This window comes from Janthinobacterium pasteuri (assembly GCF_051380775.1).
Classification (GTDB): Bacteria; Pseudomonadota; Gammaproteobacteria; order Burkholderiales; family Burkholderiaceae_D; genus Janthinobacterium.
In genome coordinates this window covers 228,091-249,943 of the sequence record NZ_JBNYXS010000004.1, presented here as the reverse complement: position 1 = coordinate 249,943, position 21,853 = coordinate 228,091, and the positions used below count along the sequence as shown (strand labels likewise).

The 21,853-nt window shown below is 62.4% G+C and carries 24 protein-coding genes; 9 read left to right on the top strand and 15 right to left on the bottom strand.

Annotated elements, in window-relative coordinates; genetic code table 11:
- Positions 1-80 precede the first annotated feature (80 nt).
- Both pdxH and ACQ4WN_RS06850 read left to right on the top strand, forming a co-directional pair.
- On the top strand, positions 81-1,289 hold the full coding sequence (pdxH, locus tag ACQ4WN_RS06855; protein WP_436550832.1) for a pyridoxamine 5'-phosphate oxidase: 1,209 nt from the start codon (positions 81-83) through the stop codon (positions 1,287-1,289).
- Between the two features lie 126 nt (positions 1,290-1,415).
- Positions 1,416-2,651, top strand: coding sequence for a class I SAM-dependent methyltransferase (locus ACQ4WN_RS06850; protein WP_436550831.1), 1,236 nt, complete (start codon positions 1,416-1,418; stop codon positions 2,649-2,651).
- Between the two features lie 27 nt (positions 2,652-2,678).
- Here ACQ4WN_RS06850 and msrA read toward each other — a convergent pair whose 3' ends face one another.
- Entirely contained in the window at positions 2,679-3,212 is a 534-nt protein-coding gene (gene msrA, locus ACQ4WN_RS06845; RefSeq protein WP_436550830.1) for a peptide-methionine (S)-S-oxide reductase MsrA, read from the bottom strand.
- A 176-nt stretch (positions 3,213-3,388) separates the two neighbouring features.
- Between msrA and ACQ4WN_RS06840 the strand changes: the two genes are divergently transcribed.
- The gene (locus ACQ4WN_RS06840; RefSeq protein ID WP_436550829.1) at positions 3,389-3,895 is read left to right on the top strand and encodes a flavin reductase family protein; all 507 of its coding nucleotides are present in this window, start codon (positions 3,389-3,391) and stop codon (positions 3,893-3,895) included.
- A gap of 39 nt (positions 3,896-3,934) precedes the next feature.
- On the opposite strand, the gene ACQ4WN_RS06835 is transcribed toward ACQ4WN_RS06840, so the two are convergent.
- The 11 genes from ACQ4WN_RS06835 to ACQ4WN_RS06785 all read right to left on the bottom strand — a co-directional run bounded on the left by ACQ4WN_RS06835 (position 3,935) and on the right by ACQ4WN_RS06785 (position 15,156).
- The gene (locus tag ACQ4WN_RS06835; RefSeq protein ID WP_436550828.1) at positions 3,935-4,621 is read right to left on the bottom strand and encodes an OmpW/AlkL family protein; all 687 of its coding nucleotides are present in this window, start codon (positions 4,619-4,621) and stop codon (positions 3,935-3,937) included.
- A 99-nt stretch (positions 4,622-4,720) separates the two neighbouring features.
- A complete protein-coding gene (locus tag ACQ4WN_RS06830) occupies positions 4,721-6,115 on the bottom strand; it encodes an SGNH/GDSL hydrolase family protein (RefSeq protein ID WP_436550827.1) in 1,395 nt (464 codons plus the stop codon).
- A gap of 242 nt (positions 6,116-6,357) precedes the next feature.
- A complete protein-coding gene (locus tag ACQ4WN_RS06825) occupies positions 6,358-7,377 on the bottom strand; it encodes an L-threonylcarbamoyladenylate synthase (RefSeq protein ID WP_436550826.1) in 1,020 nt (339 codons plus the stop codon).
- A complete protein-coding gene (locus ACQ4WN_RS06820) occupies positions 7,374-8,570 on the bottom strand; it encodes a 5-(carboxyamino)imidazole ribonucleotide synthase (protein ID WP_436550825.1) in 1,197 nt (398 codons plus the stop codon). The genes ACQ4WN_RS06825 and ACQ4WN_RS06820 overlap by 4 nt, the downstream gene beginning before the upstream one ends.
- Positions 8,571-8,585: 15 nt before the next feature.
- Positions 8,586-9,092 carry a 5-(carboxyamino)imidazole ribonucleotide mutase gene (gene purE / locus ACQ4WN_RS06815; RefSeq protein ID WP_436550824.1) on the bottom strand — a complete coding sequence of 169 codons (507 nt, stop codon included), beginning with the start codon at positions 9,090-9,092 and terminating at the stop codon, positions 8,586-8,588.
- A 1-nt stretch (position 9,093) separates the two neighbouring features.
- Complete coding sequence (locus ACQ4WN_RS06810; RefSeq protein WP_436550823.1) at positions 9,094-9,987, bottom strand: phosphoribosylaminoimidazolesuccinocarboxamide synthase; 894 nt, start codon at positions 9,985-9,987, stop codon at positions 9,094-9,096.
- 107 nt (positions 9,988-10,094) lie between these two features.
- A complete protein-coding gene (gene fba / locus ACQ4WN_RS06805) occupies positions 10,095-11,159 on the bottom strand; it encodes a class II fructose-bisphosphate aldolase (RefSeq protein ID WP_436550822.1) in 1,065 nt (354 codons plus the stop codon).
- Between the two features lie 80 nt (positions 11,160-11,239).
- Entirely contained in the window at positions 11,240-12,688 is a 1,449-nt protein-coding gene (gene pyk, locus ACQ4WN_RS06800) for a pyruvate kinase (protein ID WP_034780607.1), read from the bottom strand.
- 113 nt (positions 12,689-12,801) lie between these two features.
- Positions 12,802-14,013, bottom strand: a complete 1,212-nt coding sequence (locus tag ACQ4WN_RS06795) for a phosphoglycerate kinase (protein ID WP_436550821.1) — start codon at positions 14,011-14,013, stop codon at positions 12,802-12,804.
- 77 nt (positions 14,014-14,090) lie between these two features.
- Positions 14,091-14,441 (bottom strand): AzlD domain-containing protein, encoded by a 351-nt coding sequence (locus ACQ4WN_RS06790; RefSeq protein ID WP_436550820.1) that lies wholly within the window; start codon positions 14,439-14,441, stop codon positions 14,091-14,093.
- Complete coding sequence (locus ACQ4WN_RS06785; RefSeq protein ID WP_436550873.1) at positions 14,434-15,156, bottom strand: AzlC family ABC transporter permease; 723 nt, start codon at positions 15,154-15,156, stop codon at positions 14,434-14,436. The genes ACQ4WN_RS06790 and ACQ4WN_RS06785 overlap by 8 nt, the downstream gene beginning before the upstream one ends.
- A 303-nt stretch (positions 15,157-15,459) precedes the next feature.
- On the opposite strand from ACQ4WN_RS06785, the gene ACQ4WN_RS06780 reads away from it, so the two are divergent.
- From ACQ4WN_RS06780 to ACQ4WN_RS06765, 4 genes are all read left to right on the top strand, one after another.
- Positions 15,460-15,654 carry a zinc-finger domain-containing protein gene (locus ACQ4WN_RS06780; protein ID WP_034780619.1) on the top strand — a complete coding sequence of 65 codons (195 nt, stop codon included), beginning with the start codon at positions 15,460-15,462 and terminating at the stop codon, positions 15,652-15,654.
- A 76-nt stretch (positions 15,655-15,730) separates the two neighbouring features.
- Positions 15,731-16,156 carry a YybH family protein gene (locus tag ACQ4WN_RS06775; protein ID WP_436550819.1) on the top strand — a complete coding sequence of 142 codons (426 nt, stop codon included), beginning with the start codon at positions 15,731-15,733 and terminating at the stop codon, positions 16,154-16,156.
- The gene (locus tag ACQ4WN_RS06770; protein WP_436550818.1) at positions 16,156-17,193 is read left to right on the top strand and encodes a YheT family hydrolase; all 1,038 of its coding nucleotides are present in this window, start codon (positions 16,156-16,158) and stop codon (positions 17,191-17,193) included. The genes ACQ4WN_RS06775 and ACQ4WN_RS06770 overlap by 1 nt, the downstream gene beginning before the upstream one ends.
- Positions 17,186-17,776 (top strand): DUF2946 family protein, encoded by a 591-nt coding sequence (locus ACQ4WN_RS06765; RefSeq protein WP_436550817.1) that lies wholly within the window; start codon positions 17,186-17,188, stop codon positions 17,774-17,776. Before ACQ4WN_RS06770 ends, ACQ4WN_RS06765 begins: the two co-directional genes overlap by 8 nt.
- Positions 17,777-17,779: 3 nt before the next feature.
- On the opposite strand, the gene ACQ4WN_RS06760 is transcribed toward ACQ4WN_RS06765, so the two are convergent.
- Positions 17,780-19,393: a beta-barrel assembly-enhancing protease gene (locus ACQ4WN_RS06760; protein WP_436550872.1), complete on the bottom strand. Its 1,614-nt coding sequence runs from the start codon at positions 19,391-19,393 to the stop codon at positions 17,780-17,782.
- A gap of 173 nt (positions 19,394-19,566) precedes the next feature.
- Here ACQ4WN_RS06760 and moaC point away from each other — a divergent pair, with 173 nt between their 5' ends.
- Entirely contained in the window at positions 19,567-20,073 is a 507-nt protein-coding gene (moaC, locus tag ACQ4WN_RS06755) for a cyclic pyranopterin monophosphate synthase MoaC (protein ID WP_436550816.1), read from the top strand.
- On the opposite strand, the gene ACQ4WN_RS06750 is transcribed toward moaC, so the two are convergent.
- Positions 20,074-20,454: a DUF6713 family protein gene (locus tag ACQ4WN_RS06750; RefSeq protein WP_436550815.1), complete on the bottom strand. Its 381-nt coding sequence runs from the start codon at positions 20,452-20,454 to the stop codon at positions 20,074-20,076.
- 162 nt (positions 20,455-20,616) lie between these two features.
- On the opposite strand from ACQ4WN_RS06750, the gene ACQ4WN_RS06745 reads away from it, so the two are divergent.
- Positions 20,617-21,339, top strand: coding sequence for a flagellar brake protein (locus ACQ4WN_RS06745; protein WP_436550814.1), 723 nt, complete (start codon positions 20,617-20,619; stop codon positions 21,337-21,339).
- 21 nt (positions 21,340-21,360) lie between these two features.
- Here ACQ4WN_RS06745 and ACQ4WN_RS06740 read toward each other — a convergent pair whose 3' ends face one another.
- Entirely contained in the window at positions 21,361-21,825 is a 465-nt protein-coding gene (locus tag ACQ4WN_RS06740; protein WP_436550813.1) for a pilin, read from the bottom strand.
- Between the last annotated feature and the right edge of the window lie 28 nt (positions 21,826-21,853).

Genomic DNA, 21,853 nt, shown 5'->3' with positions numbered 1-21,853 from the left:
TATTCTAAAATAGCCGAATTAGCACAGCGACAAGCTGCACTGTCGCCACGCCCCCACACCGCCCACCACGAGAACTCGCCATGACCTCTCCCCTGTTCGACTCCGTTCCCGGCTTTGACCAGCCCATCGCCGTGCTCAAGCATTGCCACGACAAGATCCGCAAGCAACTGACGACCCTGCAAAACCTGCTGGGTCATCTGGCGCAGCACGGCAACACGGCGGACGCGCAGCAGGCGGCCAAGGCGGTGCTGCAATATTTCAATAAAGCCGCCCATTTGCACCATGACGATGAAGAGCAAGATCTGATGCCCATGCTGCAAGCGACGGCCACGGGCGACGATGCGGCCCTGCTGGCGACCCTGGTGCCGGAAATCCTGGCCGACCACCAGCGCATGGACCAGGCCTGGCTGACCCTGCGCCCGGAACTGGACGCCATCGCGGCCGGCACGGGCACGCAATTGTCCGCCGATGGCGTGCGCGATTACGATGCCGCCTACCAGGCCCACATGACCAAGGAAGAAGGACAACTGGCACCCATGGCCAAGCGCCTGTTCAGCGCGCAACAGATGGCGCAACTGGGCACGGCCATGCAGCGCCGCCGCGGCATCGCACCCGATACGCCAGAAGCCCCCGCAGCGCCGGACGCGGCCGCCGTGCTGGCGGCGATGCGCACCGATTACGTGCAGTCCAGCCTGAACGAGACGGATGTGCTGGCCGATCCCATCGCCATGTTCCAGAAATGGTTTGCCGAAGCCGTCAAGGCGCAGGTGATGGAACCCAACGCCATGAGCCTGGCGACCGTCAGTCCCGACGGCAAGCCCAGCTCGCGCATCGTGCTGATCAAGCAGTTCGACGCGCGCGGCTTTACCTGGTACACGAATTACCACAGCGACAAGGGCCAGCAGCTGGAACACAACCCGCACGCCGCCCTGCTGTTCTTCTGGGGCGAGCTGGAGCGGCAAGTGCGCATCGAAGGTACCGTCGTGAAAACCACGGCGGCCGAGAGCGATGAATATTTCAATGTGCGCCCCGTACAAAGCCGCCTGTCGGCGATAGCCTCGCAGCAAAGCGCCCCCATCGACAGCCGTGCCACGCTGGAAAGCCATTACGCGGCCGTGGCCGCCGCTGTCGGCGACGCCCAGCCACCGCGCCCGGCCCACTGGGGCGGCTACCGTTTGCAGCCAGAGCGCATCGAATTCTGGCAGGGGCGCCGTTCGCGCTTCCACGACCGCATCGTGTTTACCCGCAGTGCTGACGGGCAATGGAGCATGCAGCGTTTGCAACCTTAAGCGCGCAGTCACGGCGACGCAAAGCAGGCTGGGCAATATAGGAGTAGGCTATGAGGGTAGAAGTTACTAAATAATATTGTTTCTCAATTTGCGGCCCCATCTGGAGCCGCTTCATTGGAGGCCATTTTGTTTGTACAAAACCAGCTCAAGACCTGGGTCGCCAGCATCCGCAGCAAGACCGCCTTGCCGCTCCGCATAGAATTGTGGAATGGCCAGCATGTCGACCTGTCCAGCGAAACGCCGCGCGTCACCATCCGGCTGCCGACCATCGCCTCGGCGCGCTATCTGCTGAACCCGTCGCTGGCCAATCTGGGCTCGGCCTATGTGGAAGGCAATATCGAAGTCAGGGGCACGGCCCAGGACATGATTTCCATCTGCAATGCGCTGGCGCACAATACCCTGAAACCGGAAGGCAAGCTGGCCCGCATCGTGCGCAGCTTTACGCACGACAAGAGCAAGGATGCCGAAGCCATCCGCTACCACTACGATGTGTCGAATGCCTTCTACGAGCAATTCCTCGACGCCGGCCTCGTGTATTCCTGCGCTTATTTTGAAGACGGTGATGAAACCCTGGCGCAGGCGCAAGTCAAGAAGATCGAACATATCCTGAAGAAAATCCAGCTGCAGCCGGGCCAGACCCTGCTCGACATCGGCTGTGGCTGGGGCGCGCTCCTCATCCGTGCCGCGCAGCAATATGGCGCCCGCTGCGTGGGCGTGACCCTGTCGGAAAACCAGTACGCGCTGGCGCGCGAGCGCGTGGCGGCGGCCGGACTCTCACACCTGATCGAAATCCGCCTGCAAGACTACCGCGACGTGACGGGGCAGTTCGACCGCATCACCAGCGTGGGCATGTTCGAGCACGTGGGCCTCAAGCATTTACCCGGGTACTTTGCCATCATCAACACGCTGCTGGCGCCCGATGGCATGGCGATGAACCACGGCATTACCTCCACCGACCCGGAGAATGGCGAAACGCCGTATGGCGGCGGGGAATTCATCGAGAAATATGTGTTTCCACACGGCGAGCTGGCGCACATCGGCAATGTGCTCAAGACCATGCAGCAAGGGGGGCTGGAAGTGCTGGACGTAGAAAACCTGCGCCGCCACTATGCGCGCACCTGCGCCCTGTGGACGGAGAACTTCGAAGCCAACGCCGAGAAAATTCGTCCTCTGGCGGGCGAACGGCGCTTCCGCATCTGGCATGTCTACCTGGCCGGCTGCGCCTATGCTTTCGAACAGGATTTGATCAGCCTGTACCAGATCGTCTGCGTGAAGGCGGGACGGCGCTCCACCACCCTGCCCTGGTCGCGCAACTACATGTATGCGCACGATGCCAGGCTCGCGCCCGTGCTCACGACCTGACAGTCGCGCGCGGTGCCGGGGACTGCCTCACTTCAGGCGCCCCGCATACATGGCGCGGAATTTCTCCACCTTGGGCGCGACGACCAGCGCGCAATACCCGTGCAAGGGATGCTGCTCGGCATAATTCTGGTGGTAATCCTCGGCCGTATAAAAAGCTTGCGCCGGCGCCAGTTGCGTGACGATAGGCGCATCCCACACGCCAGCCATTTCAGCAAGCACCTTGCGCGCTACGCTTTCCTGCCCGGCCGACTGGTAATAAATGACGGAACGGAATTGCGTACCGACATCGTTGCCCTGCCGGTTCACGGTGGTGGGATCGTGCAGGGTAAAAAAGATTTCCAGCAAGTCGTGGTAAGGGATGATGGCGGGATCGAATTCCAGGCGCACCACTTCCGCGTGGCCCGTCTCGCCCGTGCAAACTTGTTCATACGTGGGATCGGGCACGCTGCCGCCCGTGTAGCCGGACGCGACGCGCGTCACGCCGCGCACTTCCCCAAACACGGCAGCGTGGCACCAGAAACAGCCACCACCCAGTATCGCCACTTCCGTCTGTTGATGCATGATGTCCTCCCGCAATGCTGCTGTGACTTATCATTTCACTACTGTAACGCAAAGCGCCGTGGCCTGCAGCGCCGCTTGAAACGGCGCGTGGTGCACCGCACATACGGGCATGCCGACGACGATTGCGCTGGCGTGGCCGATTTTTGGCATAATGTCAGCAAATAGACAGGTCACCCATGAACACACGCTCTCCCCGCGCACCAGCGCAAGAATTCGATACGACACATTTCCGTCAGGCACTGTCGCAGTTTGCCACCGGCGTGACGGTCATTACGACGCGCCTGGCCGACGGCAGTTTCCGTGGCTTGACGGCCAGTTCCTTCAATTCCGTCTCGCTGTCGCCGCCCCTGGTGCTGTGGAGCCTCGGTTCCGTGGCGAACAGCATGCCCATCTTCAGCGGCAACTCGCATTACGTGATCAACGTGCTGGGCGCCGACCAGGCGGAACTGGCGACGCGCTTTTCACGCCGGACGCCGAATCCCTTCGACGGCGTCGAATACGAACTGTCGCGCACGGGCCAGCCCATACTGAAAGGCGCATCGGCCTGGTTCGAATGCCACAACCGCAGCCGCTATCCGGAAGGCGACCACGTCATTTTCGTGGGCGAAGTGGAACAATGTGCGTTTGCCGCCCAGCCGCCCTTGATCTACCACAATGGAAAGTTCAACACACCGCCAGCTTGAGCGGGACAAAAAAAATCCGCCGAGGCGGATTTTTTTGTTTTACAGGGTAAAGTTGTACCCGATGCTGACACTCACGGCAACCGGATCGAGCTTGATGTCCTGCGTCTGCCCCGTCGAGAATTTCGCCCTGGTTTTCAGGTAGGTCTTGACCACGGCCACGTCAGCAAACCAGCGCTCGTTGAAGGCCACGGTACTGCCGACCACCAGGCTGCCTGTCAACTTGTTGTCCATGCGGTAGGTGACTGGTTTTCCACCCGGATCCAGCAAGGCCGTCATCTGGCCGGAGCCTGTTTCTTTCTGGAAATAGGCATACGTCAAGCCCGCACCCACGTAAGGGCGGATCATCGCATTGGGCTGGAAGAAACGGTACTGGATGAAGGCCGTTGGCGGCAAGACTTCCGCCGTCCCCAGCTTGCCCGTGCCCTTGATGGCGCCATCGCCAATCAGGTCGTGCTTGTATGGCACGCCCAGGATCATTTCAGCGGAAATATTGTCCGTGAGCATGTAGGCAAAGGTCAGGATGGGCTTGGTATCGGGCTCGACGTTGGCCTTGGTGCCCGGCAGTGCCGGTGCGGAAATGTCGCCACTGTCAACATGCGGCGTGATCTTGTTAATGCCAGCCTTGACCATCCAGGTGCCTGCGCTTTGCGCCGAAGCGCCCGTCGCCATGGCCATTGCGGCGGCGGCGGCCAGCACGCGTACGGCGGTATTCAAATGATTCTTCATCTTGTCTCCTGATTCAGTATGTGCGGAGTGTTCCGCTATCGAGTCTTGTCGCTGGCAGCGCCAGCCACGTCGCGCGGACGCGGCCGATGCTGCCATTTTTTACAGCCAGCCCCGCACGACCATGTCCTTGGCCACATACCGGGCCAGCAACAGGTTGTTGAACGGCGTAGGATGCACATCGTCGGCATACGAGTAGTGGCTGACGTCGCCTGCTTTCAGGTTCGTACCAATGCACACCAGCGAGCTGCCCAGGATATTGCCTGGTGCGCTCAAGTCGCACGCCGTCTCGCTGACGTTGGTCAAGCCATACGGGCCGGGATTGACGCCCTGGTCATGGCTGACTTTAAACACGTCGACCAGCAAGACTTTCGCATTGCCGCTCAGGCCGCCGCTCAGTTCACCATTGAAGGCGCTGACCATGGCATTGATGAGCGCCTTGGTATTGGCATCCTTGCTCAAGCCCGATGGCGTACCGGCCACGTCCGGCAGGTTGTTGACGATGACATAGTTGGCGCCCTTGGCGATGATCTGGTCCTTGACCAGCGCCACCAGTTCGATGCCCGCTTGTTTCATGGCGGCAACCAGCAATGGCCCCTGGGCCGCAGCGTAATCGGCGCCGGCCTTTGCGCCGGCAGCATTGCCCGTCACCGTCGCGTCGGCTTGCGCCTTGGCGACCAGCGGGCCAAACACAGCAGGCGCAGCTACTGCGGAATTACCCGGCTGGACAGCAGCAGCGGCAACAGCGGCCTGCACGATAGATGTCGACGTGGCGCCAGGCGCCACACTGGCGGTCGCTACTGCCGCGCCAATGGCTTGCGCCGCCGTGGCGGGATTGGTCGAGCTGCCCACCAGAGCGGTGACCAGGTTGGTGGCAAAGGCTTTTGCACCCGCATCCCCGCCTGCCTTCGTGCCCGCGGCCGTCGCGCCCGCCTGCAATGCGCCCAGCTGGAACAGCACGTCGTTACCGCCAGCCATCACGAACACGGCTTCCGTGCCGCTGAATTTGCCGCCCGATACAGCCAGGTGGTTCGCGATCTGCGTCACCACGGGTACGGTCAAGGCGCCCAGGGCGCTGCCCGTCAGTTTGTTGTTCGGGCCAACCGGATTGGTCACGCGCGAGCCGCCCATGGCGTAGCCGAAGCAGCCGGCATGCTTCACGCGCGGCACGGCGAAGCCTTGCGCCGCATTGCCTTCCAGGCCAGTCTCGGCGGCGCATGGCGCGGCCAGACCGAATTGCGCGGCCAGGTGCTCGGTCCAGTTCTTGCCCGTCAGTTCAGGATTGATCTTGGTATTGTCACCATTGATGGTGAACTTGCCGCCACCTTTCGCCGCCACCGTGCCCACGGCATACGAGCCGACATCGGACAGGCTGTCGCCGAACGACACCTGCGCCGTGTATTTGACTTTCAAGGCTTGATCACCGCCACTGGCGCCACCGCAACCTGCCAGGACAGCCGCAGCCAGCACGGCAAGTGCGAATTTTGTTTGATGCATTTTGTCTCCTCGGTCTTTTTTCTGGTTTCTAAACGAACGGGCGTGCTATTCGCTACCCAACTAATATGCCATCGTTCCGTAGGCTTGTATAGAAAATATGTTTTAAAAATCAACGAAATAACAACACTGCCAGCGCCCTGTCACGACAGGGCGATCGCATGAATTATGGGGGATTTAAGATGTTTCGTGGCAAGCATCGCTATTGCGCTGCATCAAGAAAAAGCCCCTTTCGGGGCTTTTTATCAGTCGGACAGGAATTGCTGCAAGATACCACTTGAGCCGAACGCGGCACGCCGCAAACGGTCATTCACACCCAGCCACTCGGGGCCGGTGGGAGGTGCTTCGACGAGTATCAGCTCGGCGCCGACCTGGTCCATCGTGCGCAGCGAGGCATACAGCGCGTGTGCGTAATTTTCCGGGCTGGCCGCCAGGCGCACGCTTGCGCTGGCGGGCGGCAGGTCCGAGTAATGGATCAGGGCCACGCGGCGCCCGTCATTGAGCAGGCGGTTCAAGGTGGCGCTCACGTCGTCGCTGTGCTGCATCGCAACAGGCGTGTGTGGTGCGTAATGCGATTCCAGGGTGCCCGAAGCACGCGGCGCGGCTGCATCGGCGATGGCCGGTGCGCGGCCAATGACGGCGGCGATCTGTGCGCTGCTGATATGACCGGGACGCAACAGCACGGGACCGTGCGTGGCCAGGCGCGACAGGTCGATGATGGTCGACTCGATGCCCACGTCGCTCTGGCCGCCATCGAGAACCAGGCCCAGCAAGCCGCTGTCCAGTTCCGCCGCGAATTCATCGCGCACATGCTGCGCCGTGGTGGGGCTGACATTGCCGAATTTGTTTGCCGACGGCGCCGCCAGGCCACCCTTGCCGCCCTTGAAGGTGCGTAGCAATTCGATAGCCACCGGGTGCGACGGGCAGCGCAAGCCCACCGTATCCTGGCCGCCGGAGACGGCGTCGGGAATATGCGCGGCGCGCTTGAGGATCAGGGTCAGCGGACCGGGCCAGAAGGCGGCCACCAGCTGCTGCGCCTCCACCGGAATGTCATCGGACCAGTGCGCCAGGTCGGCACCGGGCGCCACATGCACGATGACGGGGTGATCCGATGGCCGGCCCTTGGCTTCGTAGATGCGCGCCACGGCGACCGGATTTTCAGCATCGGCGCCCAGGCCGTACACCGTTTCTGTCGGGAAAGCGACGAGGCCGCCCGCTTCCAGCACGGCGGCGGCCGCAGCCAGGTCTTGTGCGGGCAAGGTCACGGCGCGATTCCCAGGATCAGACAAGCGTCACGCAGGCGCTGCTGCGCCTCTTGCAAGGTGGCCGCGATGAAGGTCAGGTGGCCCATCTTGCGCCCGCGACGCGGATCGTCCTTGCCATACAGGTGCAAACAGGCGCCCGGCAGCGCCAGCACCTGGTCCCACGCCGGTTCGCTGGCCACATCGCTGCCGTCGGCAAACCAGGCGTCGCCCAGGATGTTGAGCATCACGGCCGGCGAATGCTGGCGCACGTCGCCCAGCGGCAAGCGCGCCATGGCCCGCACCTGCTGCGCGAACTGGCTGGTGACGCAGGCATCCATCGTGTAATGGCCGCTGTTGTGCGGACGCGGCGCCATTTCATTGACCACCAGGCTGCCATCGTCAAGCACGAAAAACTCGATGCACAGCACGCCGACATAGCCGAGTTCCGCGACCATGGCTTGCGCCGCCCGCTGCGCCCTGGCGGCGCAATCGTCCGACACATTCGGGCCCGGCACGGTGGTGGTAAACAGCACGCCGTCGCGGTGCACGTTTTCGGCGATCGGATACACGACCGATTCGCCGTCCACGCCGCGCGCCGTCAGCACCGACACTTCGTACGCCAGCGGCAGCATTTTCTCCAGCAAGCAAGTTACCTCGCCCATTTCGGCAAAGGCGGCCCGCACCTCGTCGCGCGTGCGCACGCGGAACTGGCCCTTGCCGTCATAGCCCATGCGGACGGTTTTCAGTATGCCTGGCAGCAAGTCGTCGGCGATGGCATCGATGTCAAGCTGCGTGGCGATGACCATATGCGGCGCCGGCAGCACGCCGGACTTGGCCGCGCAGGCGACAAAGAAACGCTTTTCCGCGATGCGATCCTGCGCCACCGACACGCCGTGCGCATCCGGCGCCACGAAGACGTGGCCGGCCAGGCGCGACAGGCTGTCGGCCGGCACGTTTTCAAATTCCGTGGTGACGGCCAGGCATTGCGCGGCCAGGGCGTCGAGGCCGGCGACATCGCTGTAGCCGGCATTCACCAGCCGCTGCGCCACCTGCCCCGCAGGGCAGGCGTCCGACGGTTCCAGTACGGCAACCTGATAGCCCATGCTCTGGGCGGCCTGGGCAAACATGCGGCCGAGCTGGCCGCCGCCCATCACGCCCAGCCACGCCGGTGGGTTGGCGGCGGGCAGCAATGGGGAAGTCGATTTACTATTCATTATTTTTCAAACACATTATTCAGGCAAGACCATGGCCTTGGCGGCGGCCGTTTGCGTGGCACGGAAAGCTTCGAGCTGGTCGGCCAGGGCGTCGTCATTGGCGGCAAGCATCGCCACCGCCGTCAGCGCAGCATTCGCCGCGCCCGCTTCGCCGATGGCGAAGGTGGCCACCGGCACGCCCTTGGGCATTTGCAGGATGGACAGCATGGAATCTTCGCCGCGCAGGTATTTCGATGGCACGGGCACGCCCAGCACGGGCACGATGGTCATCGCCGCCACCATGCCAGGCAGGTGGGCCGCGCCGCCGGCGCCGGCGATGATGGCGCGCAAGCCGCGCGCGCGCGCGCTTTTCGCGTACGCATACATCTCGTCGGGCATACGGTGCGCGGAAATGACTTGCGCTTCGTACGGCACGCCAAACTGTTTCAGGATGGCAACCGCATTCTGCATCACGTCCCAGTCCGAGGACGAGCCCATGATGACGCCGACCAGCGGCGTGGGGTTCAACTTTTGCTCACTCATTTCAGGCCTTCAACTTCTCGCCGGTCAGGCGTTCGATGGCTTCGAAGTACTTGGCCTGGGTTTTTTCGATGACGTCGGCCGGCAGCGCTGGCGCCGGTGCGGTCTTGCCCCAGGTCAGCGTTTCCAGGTAGTCGCGCACGAATTGCTTGTCGAACGACGGCGGCGAGATGCCCGGCTGGTAGGAATCGGCAGGCCAGAAGCGCGACGAGTCAGCCGTCAGCACTTCATCCATCAAATGCATGACGCCGTTGTCATCCAGGCCGAATTCGAACTTGGTGTCGGCGATGATGATGCCGCGCGTGGCCGCGTATTCGGCGGCCGTCTTGTACAGTTGAATGGCGACGTCACGCATCTTGGCAGCCAGTTCGGCTCCGATGCGCTCTTCCATTTCAGCAAAGCTGATGTTTTCATCATGCTCGCCCAGCTCGGCCTTGGCTGCCGGGGTGAAGATCGGCTCCGGCAGTTTTTCCGCCTGTTGCAGGCCCGCTGGCAGCGCGATGCCGCAGATGCTGCCTGACTCCTGATAGTCTTTCCAGCCCGAACCGATGATGTAGCCGCGCACGACCGCCTCGACCATGATGGGTTGCAAGCGCTTGGCCACCACGGCGCGACCCTTGACTTGCTCCACTTCCTCTGCTGCCACCACGGATTCCGGCGCCACGCCGGTCAGGTGGTTCGGCACGATGTGGCCCAGTTTCTCGAACCAGAAGTCGCTCATCTGGTTGAGTACCTTGCCCTTGCCGGGGATAGGCTCGTTCATGACGACATCGAAGGCCGACAGGCGGTCCGTGGTGACGATCAGGATCTTGTCGTCGCCAACGGCGTAGTTGTCGCGGACCTTGCCGTGGCCCAGCAATGGCAGGGAGTGGATGGAAGTCTGATAGAGGCTGTTCATAGCGGGGGAATAGTTGGATGAAACGAAACCGGCAGGCAGGGAAGGCGCCCGCCGGTCGAGAAAATCGGGCACGGAGATGCAGCTTCCGGCCCGTTCCAGACAGAATTTTACTTCACAATTTGCGACAGCTCGCCGGCCTTGTAGCGTTCGGCCATTTTTTCCATTGTGATGACCTTGATCTTCGAGGCCTGGCCTTCGCAGCCGAACGCCTGCATGCGGGCACGCACGATCTGCTCGGCAGCAGTGCGGGCTGGCTTCAGGAAGTCGCGCGGGTCAAACTTCGACGGGTTCTCGAACAGGTACTTGCGCACCGCTGCCGTCATCGCCAGGCGGATGTCGGTGTCGATGTTGATCTTGCGCACGCCGTGACGGATGCCTTCCTGGATTTCTTCCACTGGCACGCCATAGGTTTCCTTCATGTCGCCGCCAAATTCGCGGATGATGGCCAGCAATTCCTGCGGCACCGACGAGGAACCGTGCATCACCAGGTGGGTGTTCGGGATGCGCGCGTGGATTTCCCTGATGCGGTCGATGGCCAGGATGTCGCCCGTTGGCTTGCGCGTGAATTTATACGCGCCGTGCGAGGTGCCGATGGCGATCGCCAGGGCGTCGCACTGGGTGCGCTGCACGAAATCGGCCGCTTGCGCCACGTCCGTCAGCAGTTGCTCGCGCGTCATGGTGCCGTCGGCGCCGTGGCCGTCTTCCTTGTCGCCCTTCATGGTTTCCAGCGAACCGAGCACGCCCAGTTCCGCTTCCACCGTCACGCCGATGGCGTGCGAGAATTTCACCACTTCACGCGATACTTCCACGTTGTATTCGTACGAGGCGACCGACTTGCCGTCCGCTTCCAGCGAGCCGTCCATCATCACGGACGTGAAGCCCGAGCGGATGGCGGCCATGCAGACGGCCGGCGACTGGCCATGATCCTGGTGCATGACGACGGGAATATGCGGATACGCTTCGACGGCGGCGTCGATCAGGTGGCGCAGGAAGGCTTCACCGGCGTACTTGCGCGCGCCGGCGGACGCTTGCATGATCACCGGGCTGTTGAGCGCATCGGCGGCAGCCATGATGGCTTGCACTTGCTCCAGGTTGTTGACGTTGAAAGCAGGAATGCCATAACCGTTTTCGGCAGCATGGTCCAGCAGTTGACGCATGGATACGAGAGACATGGTAATACTCCAGAGAACAATAGAAACTGTTGCGGCGCTTCGCGGTCGATAACCGCGCCGGCGCCTGAATTCTTGGGCTTTTATTCAAACTCGCCGACTGTCACAATCTTCAATGCATTCGTGCCGCCCACCTGGCCCATCGGCTCGCCCCAGGTGACGACGATCATGTCACCCTTCCTGACGATGCCCTGCGCCACCAGCAGCTCTTCCGCCTGCTTCAGCACTTGCGCGCTGGGGGCGTTCTGCATCAGATGATACGCCCGAACATTGCGGTACAGCGCGGCTTTGCGCAAAGTGGTGACACTGGGCGTGAGCGCGTAGATCGGCGTGTCGATGCTGTGGCGGCTCATCCACAAGGCGGTGGAACCGGATTCCGTCAGCGCCACGATGGCTTTCACGCGCAAGTGATGGGCCGTAAACAGCGCGCCATACGCGATCGACTGGTCGATGCGGGTAAACGTAACGTTGAGGAAATCGGCATCGAGCTTGTTGTATTCGGACTGTTCCGCTTCGACACAGATGGCGGCCATCATTTCCACCGTCTCGATCGGGTACTTGCCCGAGGCTGTCTCGGCCGACGTCATGACGGCATCCGTGCCATCGAGCACGGCATTGGCCACGTCGGACACTTCGGCGCGGGTCGGCACGGCATTGACGATCATCGATTCCATCATCTGCGTGGCAGTAATGGCCAGTTTGTTCGACGCGCGCGCCATCTTGATCATGCGTTTTTGCAAGGCCGGTACGGCCGCGTTGCCCACCTCGACGGCAAGGTCGCCACGCGCCACCATGATGCCGTCGGAAGCGTCGAGAATTTCTTGCAGCGCAGGAATGGCTTCCGCGCGCTCGATCTTGGCGATCATCATCGGCTTGTGGTGGTACGGTTCGCCCGCGATATTGGCCAGCTGGCGCGCCATTTCCATGTCGGTTGCGCATTTCGGGAAGGAAATGGCCAGATAGTCGGCCTGGAAACTCATGGCCGTCTTGATGTCTTCCATATCCTTGGCCGTCAGCGCAGGCGCTGACAGGCCGCCGCCCTGGCGATTGATGCCCTTGTTGTTCGACAACTCGCCGCCGATCTTGACGGTGGTGTGGATTTCGCTGCCGTGGATGCGCTCGACGATCAGCACGATGAGCCCGTCGTTCAGCAGCAGCACGTCACCCTTGTGCAGGTCGCGCGGCAAGGCCTTGTAGTCGAGGCCAACCCGTTCCTGGTTGCCCAGTTCGCCATTCTCGCCCCACTTGGCGTCGAGGATGAAGCGCTCGCCCGCTTCGAGCTGAATGCGCGTGTTTTCAAACTTGCCGACGCGAATCTTCGGACCCTGCATGTCGGCCATGATGGCCACTTCGCGGCCGCACTCGGCCGCCGCCAGGCGTACCAGCGCGGCGCGATCGATATGGTCTTGCGCCTTGCCGTGGGAAAAATTCAAACGCACCACGTCGACACCCGCACGTATCATCTTCACCAGGATATCGAAGTCAGTGGAGGCGGGGCCAATTGTTGCTACAATTTTTGTACCACGTGGCATAGGAGTCCTTGTGCGCGAGCGAAGGTGAGCAAGGCCGGCTCGATGCTGCATCCGGCAAGGTAAAAGCGCAGCGGTCAGGCTGCGCTTGGTACTAAACTGCTGACTGCAGCGCCTTAAGCGGCGCGTTGCATCAAGATCTCAACTGCTGGGAGGGTCTTGCCTTCCAGGAACTCCAGGAAAGCGCCGCCGCCCGTCGAGATATAGCTGATTTTATCGGTAATGTCGTATTTGGCAATCGCTGCCAGGGTGTCGCCACCGCCAGCGATGGAAAATGCTTTCGACTCGGCAATGGCCAGCGCCAGGGTCTTGGTGCCGTTGCCGAACTGGTCGAATTCGAACACGCCGACTGGGCCATTCCACACGATGGTGCCGGCAGCGGCGATCTGCTGCGCCAGCAGGGCGGCCGTTTTCGGGCCGATATCGAGGATCATGTCGTCGTCCGCCACGTCGGCCACATCCTTGACGGTGGCGGCGGCCGTGGGCGAAAACTCCTTGGCGCACACGACATCGACGGGAATCGGCACTTGCGCGCCGCGCTTGGCCATGATCTCGATGATGGCCTTGGCTTCTTCGACGAGTTCCGCTTCCACCAGGGACTTGCCCACGTTCAAGCCAACGGCCTTCATGAAGGTGTTGGCGATGCCGCCGCCGACGATCAGATTATCGACCTTGTCGGACAGGGCTTTCAAAATGGTCAGCTTGCTCGATACTTTCGAACCGGCAACGATGGCCAGCAAGGGGCGGGCCGGCGCGTGCAAGGCCTTCCCCAGCGCATCGAGTTCGGCGGCCAGCAGCGGACCGGCGCAGGCGATGGGGGCGAACTTGGCGATGCCGTGCGTGGATGCTTCGGCGCGGTGGGCCGTGCCGAACGCGTCATTGACGTAGATATCGCATAGCTTGGCCATTTTTTGCGCCAGCTCATCGCTGTTTTTCTTTTCGCCCTTGTTCACGCGCACGTTTTCCAGCAGGACCACCTGGCCGGCAGCCAGCTTTTCCAGGCCGGCACCATCAATCCAGTTTTGTTTCAGTGCAACTTCCTGGCCCAGCAGCTCGGACAAGCGCGCGGCCACGGGTGCCAGGCTGTCGGCCGGCTTGAACTCGCCTTCCGTCGGACGGCCCAGGTGCGACGTCACCATGACGGCGGCGCCAGCGTCGAGCGCGGCGCGGATGGCCGGCACCGAGGCGCGGATGCGCGTATCTTCGGTGATCTTGCCACTGTCATCTTGCGGGACGTTCAGGTCGGCACGGATAAACACGCGCTTGCCTTGCAGTGCATTTTGGGCGATCAAATCTTGCAGACGGATGAAGTTGAGAACAGCTGACATGGCGATCCAGATGACGAGTGGAAGGAAGTGCGCTATTTTACCGCAATGACCAGACCAAATCCCCGATTTGTCCTGCTTTACTGAAAAACATGCAACAGTCGCAAGCCCGTGAAAACCAGCATGCCAAACACGATGGTTTGCAGCATATTGCGGCGGATCACGAAAAAGAGCGTAGCGGCAATACCCGACAAGAGTTTCAAATTCTGCAATTCGAAGTGCACTTGCTGCCCCTCCATCAGCATGTCGGGCGCGATGATGGCCGCCAGTGCGCAGGCCGGCGCATAGCGCAGCATCTCGTTGATCCTGCGCGGAATGCTGATGTGATGGCCAACCAGCCAGAACGTGCTGCGCGTGGCGGCCGTGGCCACCACCAGCACGGCGATGGCGATCCACACATCGGTCCTGCCCCAGTCCAATCCGTCAAACATGGCGTTTGTTCCATTTCTCGGTCAATTCTTCCACGGCCATGGCCGACAGCATGCCCGCCAGGACGGCCACCAGCAGACCCAGCTTGTATGGCAAGCCAAACGCCAGCACGGCCACCGTGCCCGCCACCAGCACGCCGCACAGGGCCGCGCGGTTGAGGATCAGGGGCACGGTCACGCACAGGATCGCCAGGGTGCCCGCAAAACCCAGCCCCCATTCGGCAGGGACGACGGCCCCCAGCACGATGCCGATCAAGGAACCGGTTTGCCAGGCCATCCAGTTGGGGTAAATCAGCCCCTTGAGGAAGGGCAGCTTGGCCGGATCCGGCGTTTCATGGGGATAGCGCTGCAGGAACAGGCCCACCGTGATATCGCCCGCCACATAGCCGAGCGCAAAGCGCTGGCGCCATGGCAAATGCGCGAAATGGGGCGCCAGCAGCACGGAAAAGATGACAAAACGCAAATTGACGACGAGGGCCGTGGCGAAGATCACCCACACGGGAGCGTGCGCGGCCAGCAGGGGAAGGGATGCGAGCTGGGCCGAGCCAGCAAAGACAAACAGGGTCATCGCCCCCGCCTGCGCCACCGTCAGGCCGCTTTTCACCATGGCCACGCCCACCACCATGCCCCAGGCGGCAATGCCCAGCAGGCTGGGCGCGCCCAGTTTCAGGCCGGCGCGCCAGGCGTCCTTCAGCAGACCGTCGTCCTTGTCGGCCATGACGGCGCTCACGCGGGTGTCGCGGGTGTTCATGCGCCCCCCCGGCAAGCGGAGTGTGGCAACTGCACAACAATGGTGCGCGCAATACGAAAAGTATGAGCGCTACGCAACGGTGATACCGGCAAGGCAAATCCAGTCAGTGTGGCGCTGCAGCTGCCAGTTTGTCGCAAAAACCCGCGCCGCAGCCGCAGATGATCAAGCCGCCATTTTAGCCATGATTTTTGCTGTCTGCCTGAATCCGTTAAAATCGTGCTTTTGGCAGCAGCCGATTTCCTTCCATACAGCCTCACGGAGCATGACAAGATGACAAAAACCACCCAGCCAGCGGTCGAACTCGACAGTAAAGACTTGCCAGCCCACTGCCCTAACCCGGCCATGCCGCTGTGGTCGTCGCATCCGCGCGTGTTTCTGGAATTCAACAAAGACGGCATCGCCAAGTGCCCCTACTGCGGCACGGCGTATACCCTGAAGGAAGGCGCCAGCGCCGGTCATCATTAAACTGCCCAGCGGCGCGCCCCCAGCGCGCCGTTTTTATTTGTATCAACTTAGTTGTAGCGATCAAGCCGGAGTCGTCATGAAACGTCTGAAAGAACTCAATGGCAGTGCCGCCGAAGTCGAAGCGGCGTTCTACGATGCCTTGCACCGCGCCGACCTCGAAGCGCTGATGGCGCTATGGGCCGACGATGAAGAGATCGTCTGCATCCACCCGCGCGGCGCGCGCCTGATCGGCCATGCCGCCATCCGCGCTTCGTGGGAGGCTATCTTGACGGGCGGCGGCCTGCACATCGTGCCGGCACAGCTGCATGAAACGCACAACTTGATGAGCTCGGTGCACACCGTCATCGAAGGCGTCACCGCCGAAGAAGGTGGCCCGGCGCATCTGCTGGCCACGAATGTGTACGTAAAAACGCCGCGCGGCTGGCGCATCGTGCTGCACCACGCCTCCGTCGCTCCCGGCGGTGCGCCGGCCGATGCCACGGGCGCGCAGATCCTGCACTGATGACTTTGCCTCTTATTTACAACGCCCCCTATACCGCGCCACTCTGGCTGCCTGGCGGTCACGCGCAGACGATTTATCCGGCCGTGTGCATCGCCAAGCCGGCCGTGGTCTTCCGTCGCGAACGCTGGCAGTCGCCCGATGGCGACTTCCTCGACGTCGACCTGGTCGACGGCCAGCCGGGCCAGCCCTTCGTGGTGCTGTTCCACGGACTGGAAGGTTCATCAAACAGCCACTACGCGCGCGCCCTGATGGCCGAGGTGGCGGCGCGCGGCTGGTCGGGCGCCGTACCGCATTTTCGCGGCTGCTCGGGCGAAGCCAACCTGGGGCCCCGTTTTTACCATTCGGGCGATGCGCAGGAAGTCGACTGGGTACTACGCCAGTTGCGCCCGCGCGCGACAGGCAAGTTTTACGCGGCCGGTGTTTCGCTGGGCGGCAACGCCCTGCTGTGCTGGCTGGGCCAATCGCAGCACCAGGCCGATTTCATCGATGCGGCCGCCGCCGTGTCGGCCCCGCTGGACCTGGCGCAAGGGGGCAAGGCCCTGTCTTCGGGCGCCAACCGGCTCTACACGCGCATGTTCCTGAACACGCTCAAACCGAAGTGCCTGGCCAAGCTGGAGCAGTTTCCCGGCCTGTTTGCGCGCGATGCCATGCTGGCCGCGCGCGACTTGCACGCCTTCGACAATGTCGTCACGGCGCCGCTGCACGGCTACCGCGACGCCGACGATTACTGGCACCGCGCCAGCGCCAAGCACGTCTTGCCAGACATCACCGTGCCGACGCTGGTACTGAATGCGCAAAATGATCCTTTCCTGCCCGGGCGTTACTTGCCGCGCCGAGCAGCGCCGCAGGTAATGCTCGAGTATCCGCGCCACGGCGGCCATGTCGGCTTTGCCGCTGGCAAGTTGCCGGGAAGCACGCGCTGGCTGCCGCAGCGCCTGATCCACTTTTTTGAAGGCGGCAACACGGCGCCCTCTTCCCCGCAAAGCTGTCACGCTGATAGCTCGCAAACGCACATGGAAAACGCACCACATGGATGAACTCGTCAAGCAGGCGCTGGCCAAATGGCCGAACGTGCCCCACTGCTACGGCTGGCTGGGCCTGGATGCCCGCGGCAATTGGCGCATGCGCGACCAGCAGGCGCAACAGCAACAACTGCCCGGCGACAAGATCGCCCACGCAGCCCTGTTGGGATTTATCAACCGCAATTACGACCATGACGAACGCGGCTGCTGGTTTTTCCAGAATGGCCCGCAGCGCGTCTACCTGAACCTGGAAGCGACGCCGTACATCGCCCGCAGCGATCCGCAGCACGGTTTTGTCTTGCAGACAGGCGCGCCACTGGCGGCCATCGATGCCGCCTGGCTGTGCGACAACGGTGCGCTGATCCTGCGCCAGGGCGATAGCGTGGCGCAAGTCGATGACCGCGACATGGCGCACGTGCTGGCGTCGCTGCGCATCGACGGGCAGGTGGCTGGCGACGAGGCCCTGCTGGCATGGCTGGAAAGTGGTCGGGGAAACTTGGTGTTGTTGCATGACGGCAAGGAGATTGCCGTGCAGCCGCTGGTCTATGCCAGCGTGCCGCACACCTTCGGCTTCCAGCGCGCGCCGCAGGCGGAGTAGCCGCTAGCCCTTCTGGTCCTTGATCTGTTCGCGGCGCTTTTCCTGCAGTTCACGCTCGCGCGCATCGATCACGGCCTGGTCATAGAAAGTCGCGTCCGTCGATTTGCGGGCAATCGTCAGCTGGTCCAGCGCCGCCATCGTGGCGCCCTGCAGCACGTAGGATTCGGCCAGCGCCATGTGCTGCAAGGTCATCTTGCCCTGGTCAGCATAGGATTTCGCCAATAAATCATACAGTTCCGGCTCTTCCTTGTAGAGCTGCACCTGATCGCGCAGGTACAGGGTAGCCTGCTCCAGCTTGCCGGCAGCCATCAACGCTTCCGCATACTGATGGGCAATGCCGCGCGAGAGGGGAAACTGCTGGCGCGCCGCGTCGGCCGCCTTCAGGGCTTGCTGCGCCACCTCCTTCTTCTGCGCCGGCATCAACAGCACTTCCAGCCCCATCGCCGCCAGCAGCGAATTGGGGGCCTGCGTGCCACCCGAGGTAAACACATTCGGCCCGGCCGGCTGGTGCAGGGCGGCATTGGCCGCGTCGAGTTCCTTCTGCGCGTCAGCCGGCTTGCCCTGCTTGACGGCGACAAAAGACAAGCCGTAATGGGCGGCCACCACCTGGAAACGGCTTTGCTGTTCCAGCTGCGTCTTGAAGACCGCCTTGGCATTCAGCAGGCCTTGCACGCTTTCATCCTGCAGCACGCGCGCGCGGGCGCGGGCCAGGTGAAAACTCAGGCTGTCCGGACGCTGCTTGTAGGGCTGCTCGCGGATGCGCGCCTGGATGTCGGCGATGCGCTCCGTCGTCAGCGGGTGGGTCTGCAGATAGGCAGGCATCAGGTCGCTGTACGAACGGCTGGCCGCCTGCATGCGGCCGAAGAAGGCTACCATGCCGGTGGTATCGAAACCGGCTTCGCCCATGATCTGGAAACCGATGCGGTCCGCCTCGCGTTCGGCATCGCGGCCGAAATTGAGCTGGCGCTGGATCGCCAGGCCCTGGCCGGCGGCAAACACGCCCAGCGCCACATCGCCGCCCGCGCGCGATGCCAGTGCCGCCAGCAGCATGGCCGCCAGCGGCATCAGGGCATCCTGGCGCTGCTGGCCCAGCATGCGCGCGATATGGCGCTGCGCCACGTGGCCGATCTCGTGCGACAGCACGGAAGCCAGTTCCGCCTCCGTCTGCGCCGCCAGCACCAGCGCCGAATGCACGCCGATGAAACCGCCGGGCAAGGCAAACGCGTTCAATTGGGGATCGCGCACGGCAAAGAAGAAATAGTCGTAATTCGTTTCACCACGCACGCTGGGGCGCGCCGCCACGAGGGCGTTGCCGAAGGTATTCAGGTATTCCAGCAAGGGAGCGTCGTCCAGATAGTCGCGGTCGCCGCGGATGCCGCGCATGATTTCCTCGCCGATCTTGCGCTCCATCGCCGGCGACAGGTCTTCGCGCGAGGTATCGCCGAGGTTCGGCAGATTCGGCGCCGGCGGCACGGCCAGCGGCGTCCAATTGGCGGCCGGCTTGGCGGGCACGCTGGGGACAGGCGTGGCCGGCGCGGACGTATAGGTTTGCGCCAGCGCAAACGGCGTTGCCAGCCACAATGCAGCCAGCGTGGATGCGCGCCGGGAGCGGCGCAACCATGCAGCACCGGCGTTTTCAAGGTCGATCGAAAGGGTAGTTTTTGAATTCACGGGTGCTATCATACCTTGTTAGCGGCGCCCATTCCCACGCGACAAGCATGTGCCACGCCAGTGGCATGACGTCGTGGCCCGGCGTGCCGCATCTCCACTCCTCACCTATTTTTGACGCCATGACAACAGCAGACAAGCAAGTCCCCACCGGGGAACTGACCCATTTCGACGCCACAGGCCAGGCCCATATGGTGGACGTGGGCGCCAAGGAAGACACGCGCCGCAGCGCCGTGGCCGCCGGCACCATCCGCATGCAGCCCGCCACGCTGGCCTTGATCATGTCCGGCAACGCCAAGAAAGGCGACGTGCTGGGCATCGCCCGCATCGCCGCCATCATGGGCGCCAAGCGCACCAGCGACCTGATACCCCTGTGCCACCCGCTGGCATTGACGCGCGTCACCGTCGACTTTGAAGTGGAGGTAGCGGCCAACAGCGTGCACTGCCGCGCCCAAGTCGACACCACGGGCAAGACGGGCGTCGAGATGGAGGCGCTCACTGCCGTGCAGATCGGTTTATTGACGATCTATGACATGTGCAAAGCCGTCGACCGGGGCATGGTCATGACGAATGTGCGCGTGCTGGAAAAGCATGGCGGAAAAAGCGGGGACTGGACGGCGGCGTTGTAATCATGCTGCCTGGCGCGCAAGATGGACCTTGAGCCGGCGCAAATCGCTCAGCAGCCACGCGGCGCATGCCAGGCACAGCACGATGATGGCGATCGACAGGGGCAAGTGAAATTGCGCCTGTCCCGCCAGCGCGAAACCGGCGTGTATCAGGAAGGTGCCGACGCCCAGCGCGGCGCAGACGCCCGCATACAGGGTCGCCTGCGGGGTGCCCAGCAACACATGCCTGTAACCGGCCAGCACCACGGCAATCGCCGCCAGGTTAAACACCAGGAAACCCTGTATGCCGCCTGGCACATGGAACATTTCCCATTCGCGCCAGTACGCTGCATCGACCTGATGCAGGATTAATGACAGCATCGTCCAGAAGTAGCTGCGCGGCATAAGATTTATATTCGTCAATATTGACGCAATTGTAAAGCCTGACCCGACTGCCGGCACGCGTACATGGCACTTTTCAATGCCAGTATGAATTTCATTGATATAAGTGCTTTTTCATCAAGAAATCATGCATACTGCGAACCGACAATATCAGATGAGTATCGCATGACAAGCAACAATCCCGCCGCAGAAAGCAAGCTCCAGGACTTCGAATTCGAGGCGATGAATCTGCAGGTGGGCGGACGCATCCAGTTCATCACGCACCGCACCATCAAGCCCATCCAGCATTTCTCGACCCTGATCGGCTATGTGAAAGACGAGTATCTGATCGTCAAGATTCCCATGGAAAACGGTGCGTCCATCGTGCTCAACGAGGGCGACAAGCTGACCATCCGCGTGTTTTCCGGCGTCACCGTGTGTTCGTTTGCGTGCAGCGTGCTGCGCATCTTTGGCCGCCCCCTCAATTATGTGCACCTGAGCTTTCCCGACGCCATCCAGGGCACCAGCCTGCGCACGGCCATGCGCGTGAAAGTGGACATTCCGGCGCAGCTGAGCTACCGCGACGTGCCGGCCGTCCCCGTATTCATCGTCAACCTCAGCGTCTCGGGCGCGCTGATCGAGGCGCCCAGCATGCTCACGCCGGACGACGAGGGCGTTGCGCTCAGCTTTACCCTGCTGGTGCAGCCGAACAAGCATCAGATGCGCGTCAATACGCGCGCGCGCATCCAGAACGTCAGCGTGGGCAAGCCGTCGAATCGCAATGCGGCCGACGTCACCGAAATCTATACATATGGCGTGCAATTCATCGACCTGGAACCCACCCACTACACCTTGCTGCAAAACCTCACCTATGAAGCGCTGATCGCGGACCGGCAAAAAATCGTCTGACACGGGCGCGCCAGATGCCGTTCACTGCGTCGCCACCACCTTGGGAATATTGTTCCTGGTAATGGCTTCCTTGACCGCCGCATTCGTCACGCTGGTGCTGTTAAACCAGCTCAGACTGCTGGAGCCGACCTGCAGCTCCATGCTCACCGTCTGGCCACCGATGCCGCTGCCCATGTCGCCCGCCAGGGTCAGCTCGATATTGCCCTTGTCGACTTTGGCGCTGGCTACTTCGCGCGTCGGGCTAAAGATGGGGATGATGCTGGGCACGGCCTGGGTGGGAGTGCTGCAAGCGGTCGCCAGGCCTCCGTTTTCCTGCACGCACAGGGCCACGGCTGTCTTCAGCGGCGCGGCCGCCGCCAGCACGTTGCTGACCTTGGCCCGCATCGTATAGTCGCCGTACTGGGGAATGGCCACGGCCGACAGGATGCCGGCGATGGCCACCACGATCATCAGTTCTATCAGGGTAAATCCGCTCTGCGCGCGCATCGTATCCTCCCATTGTGCATTGTGCGTG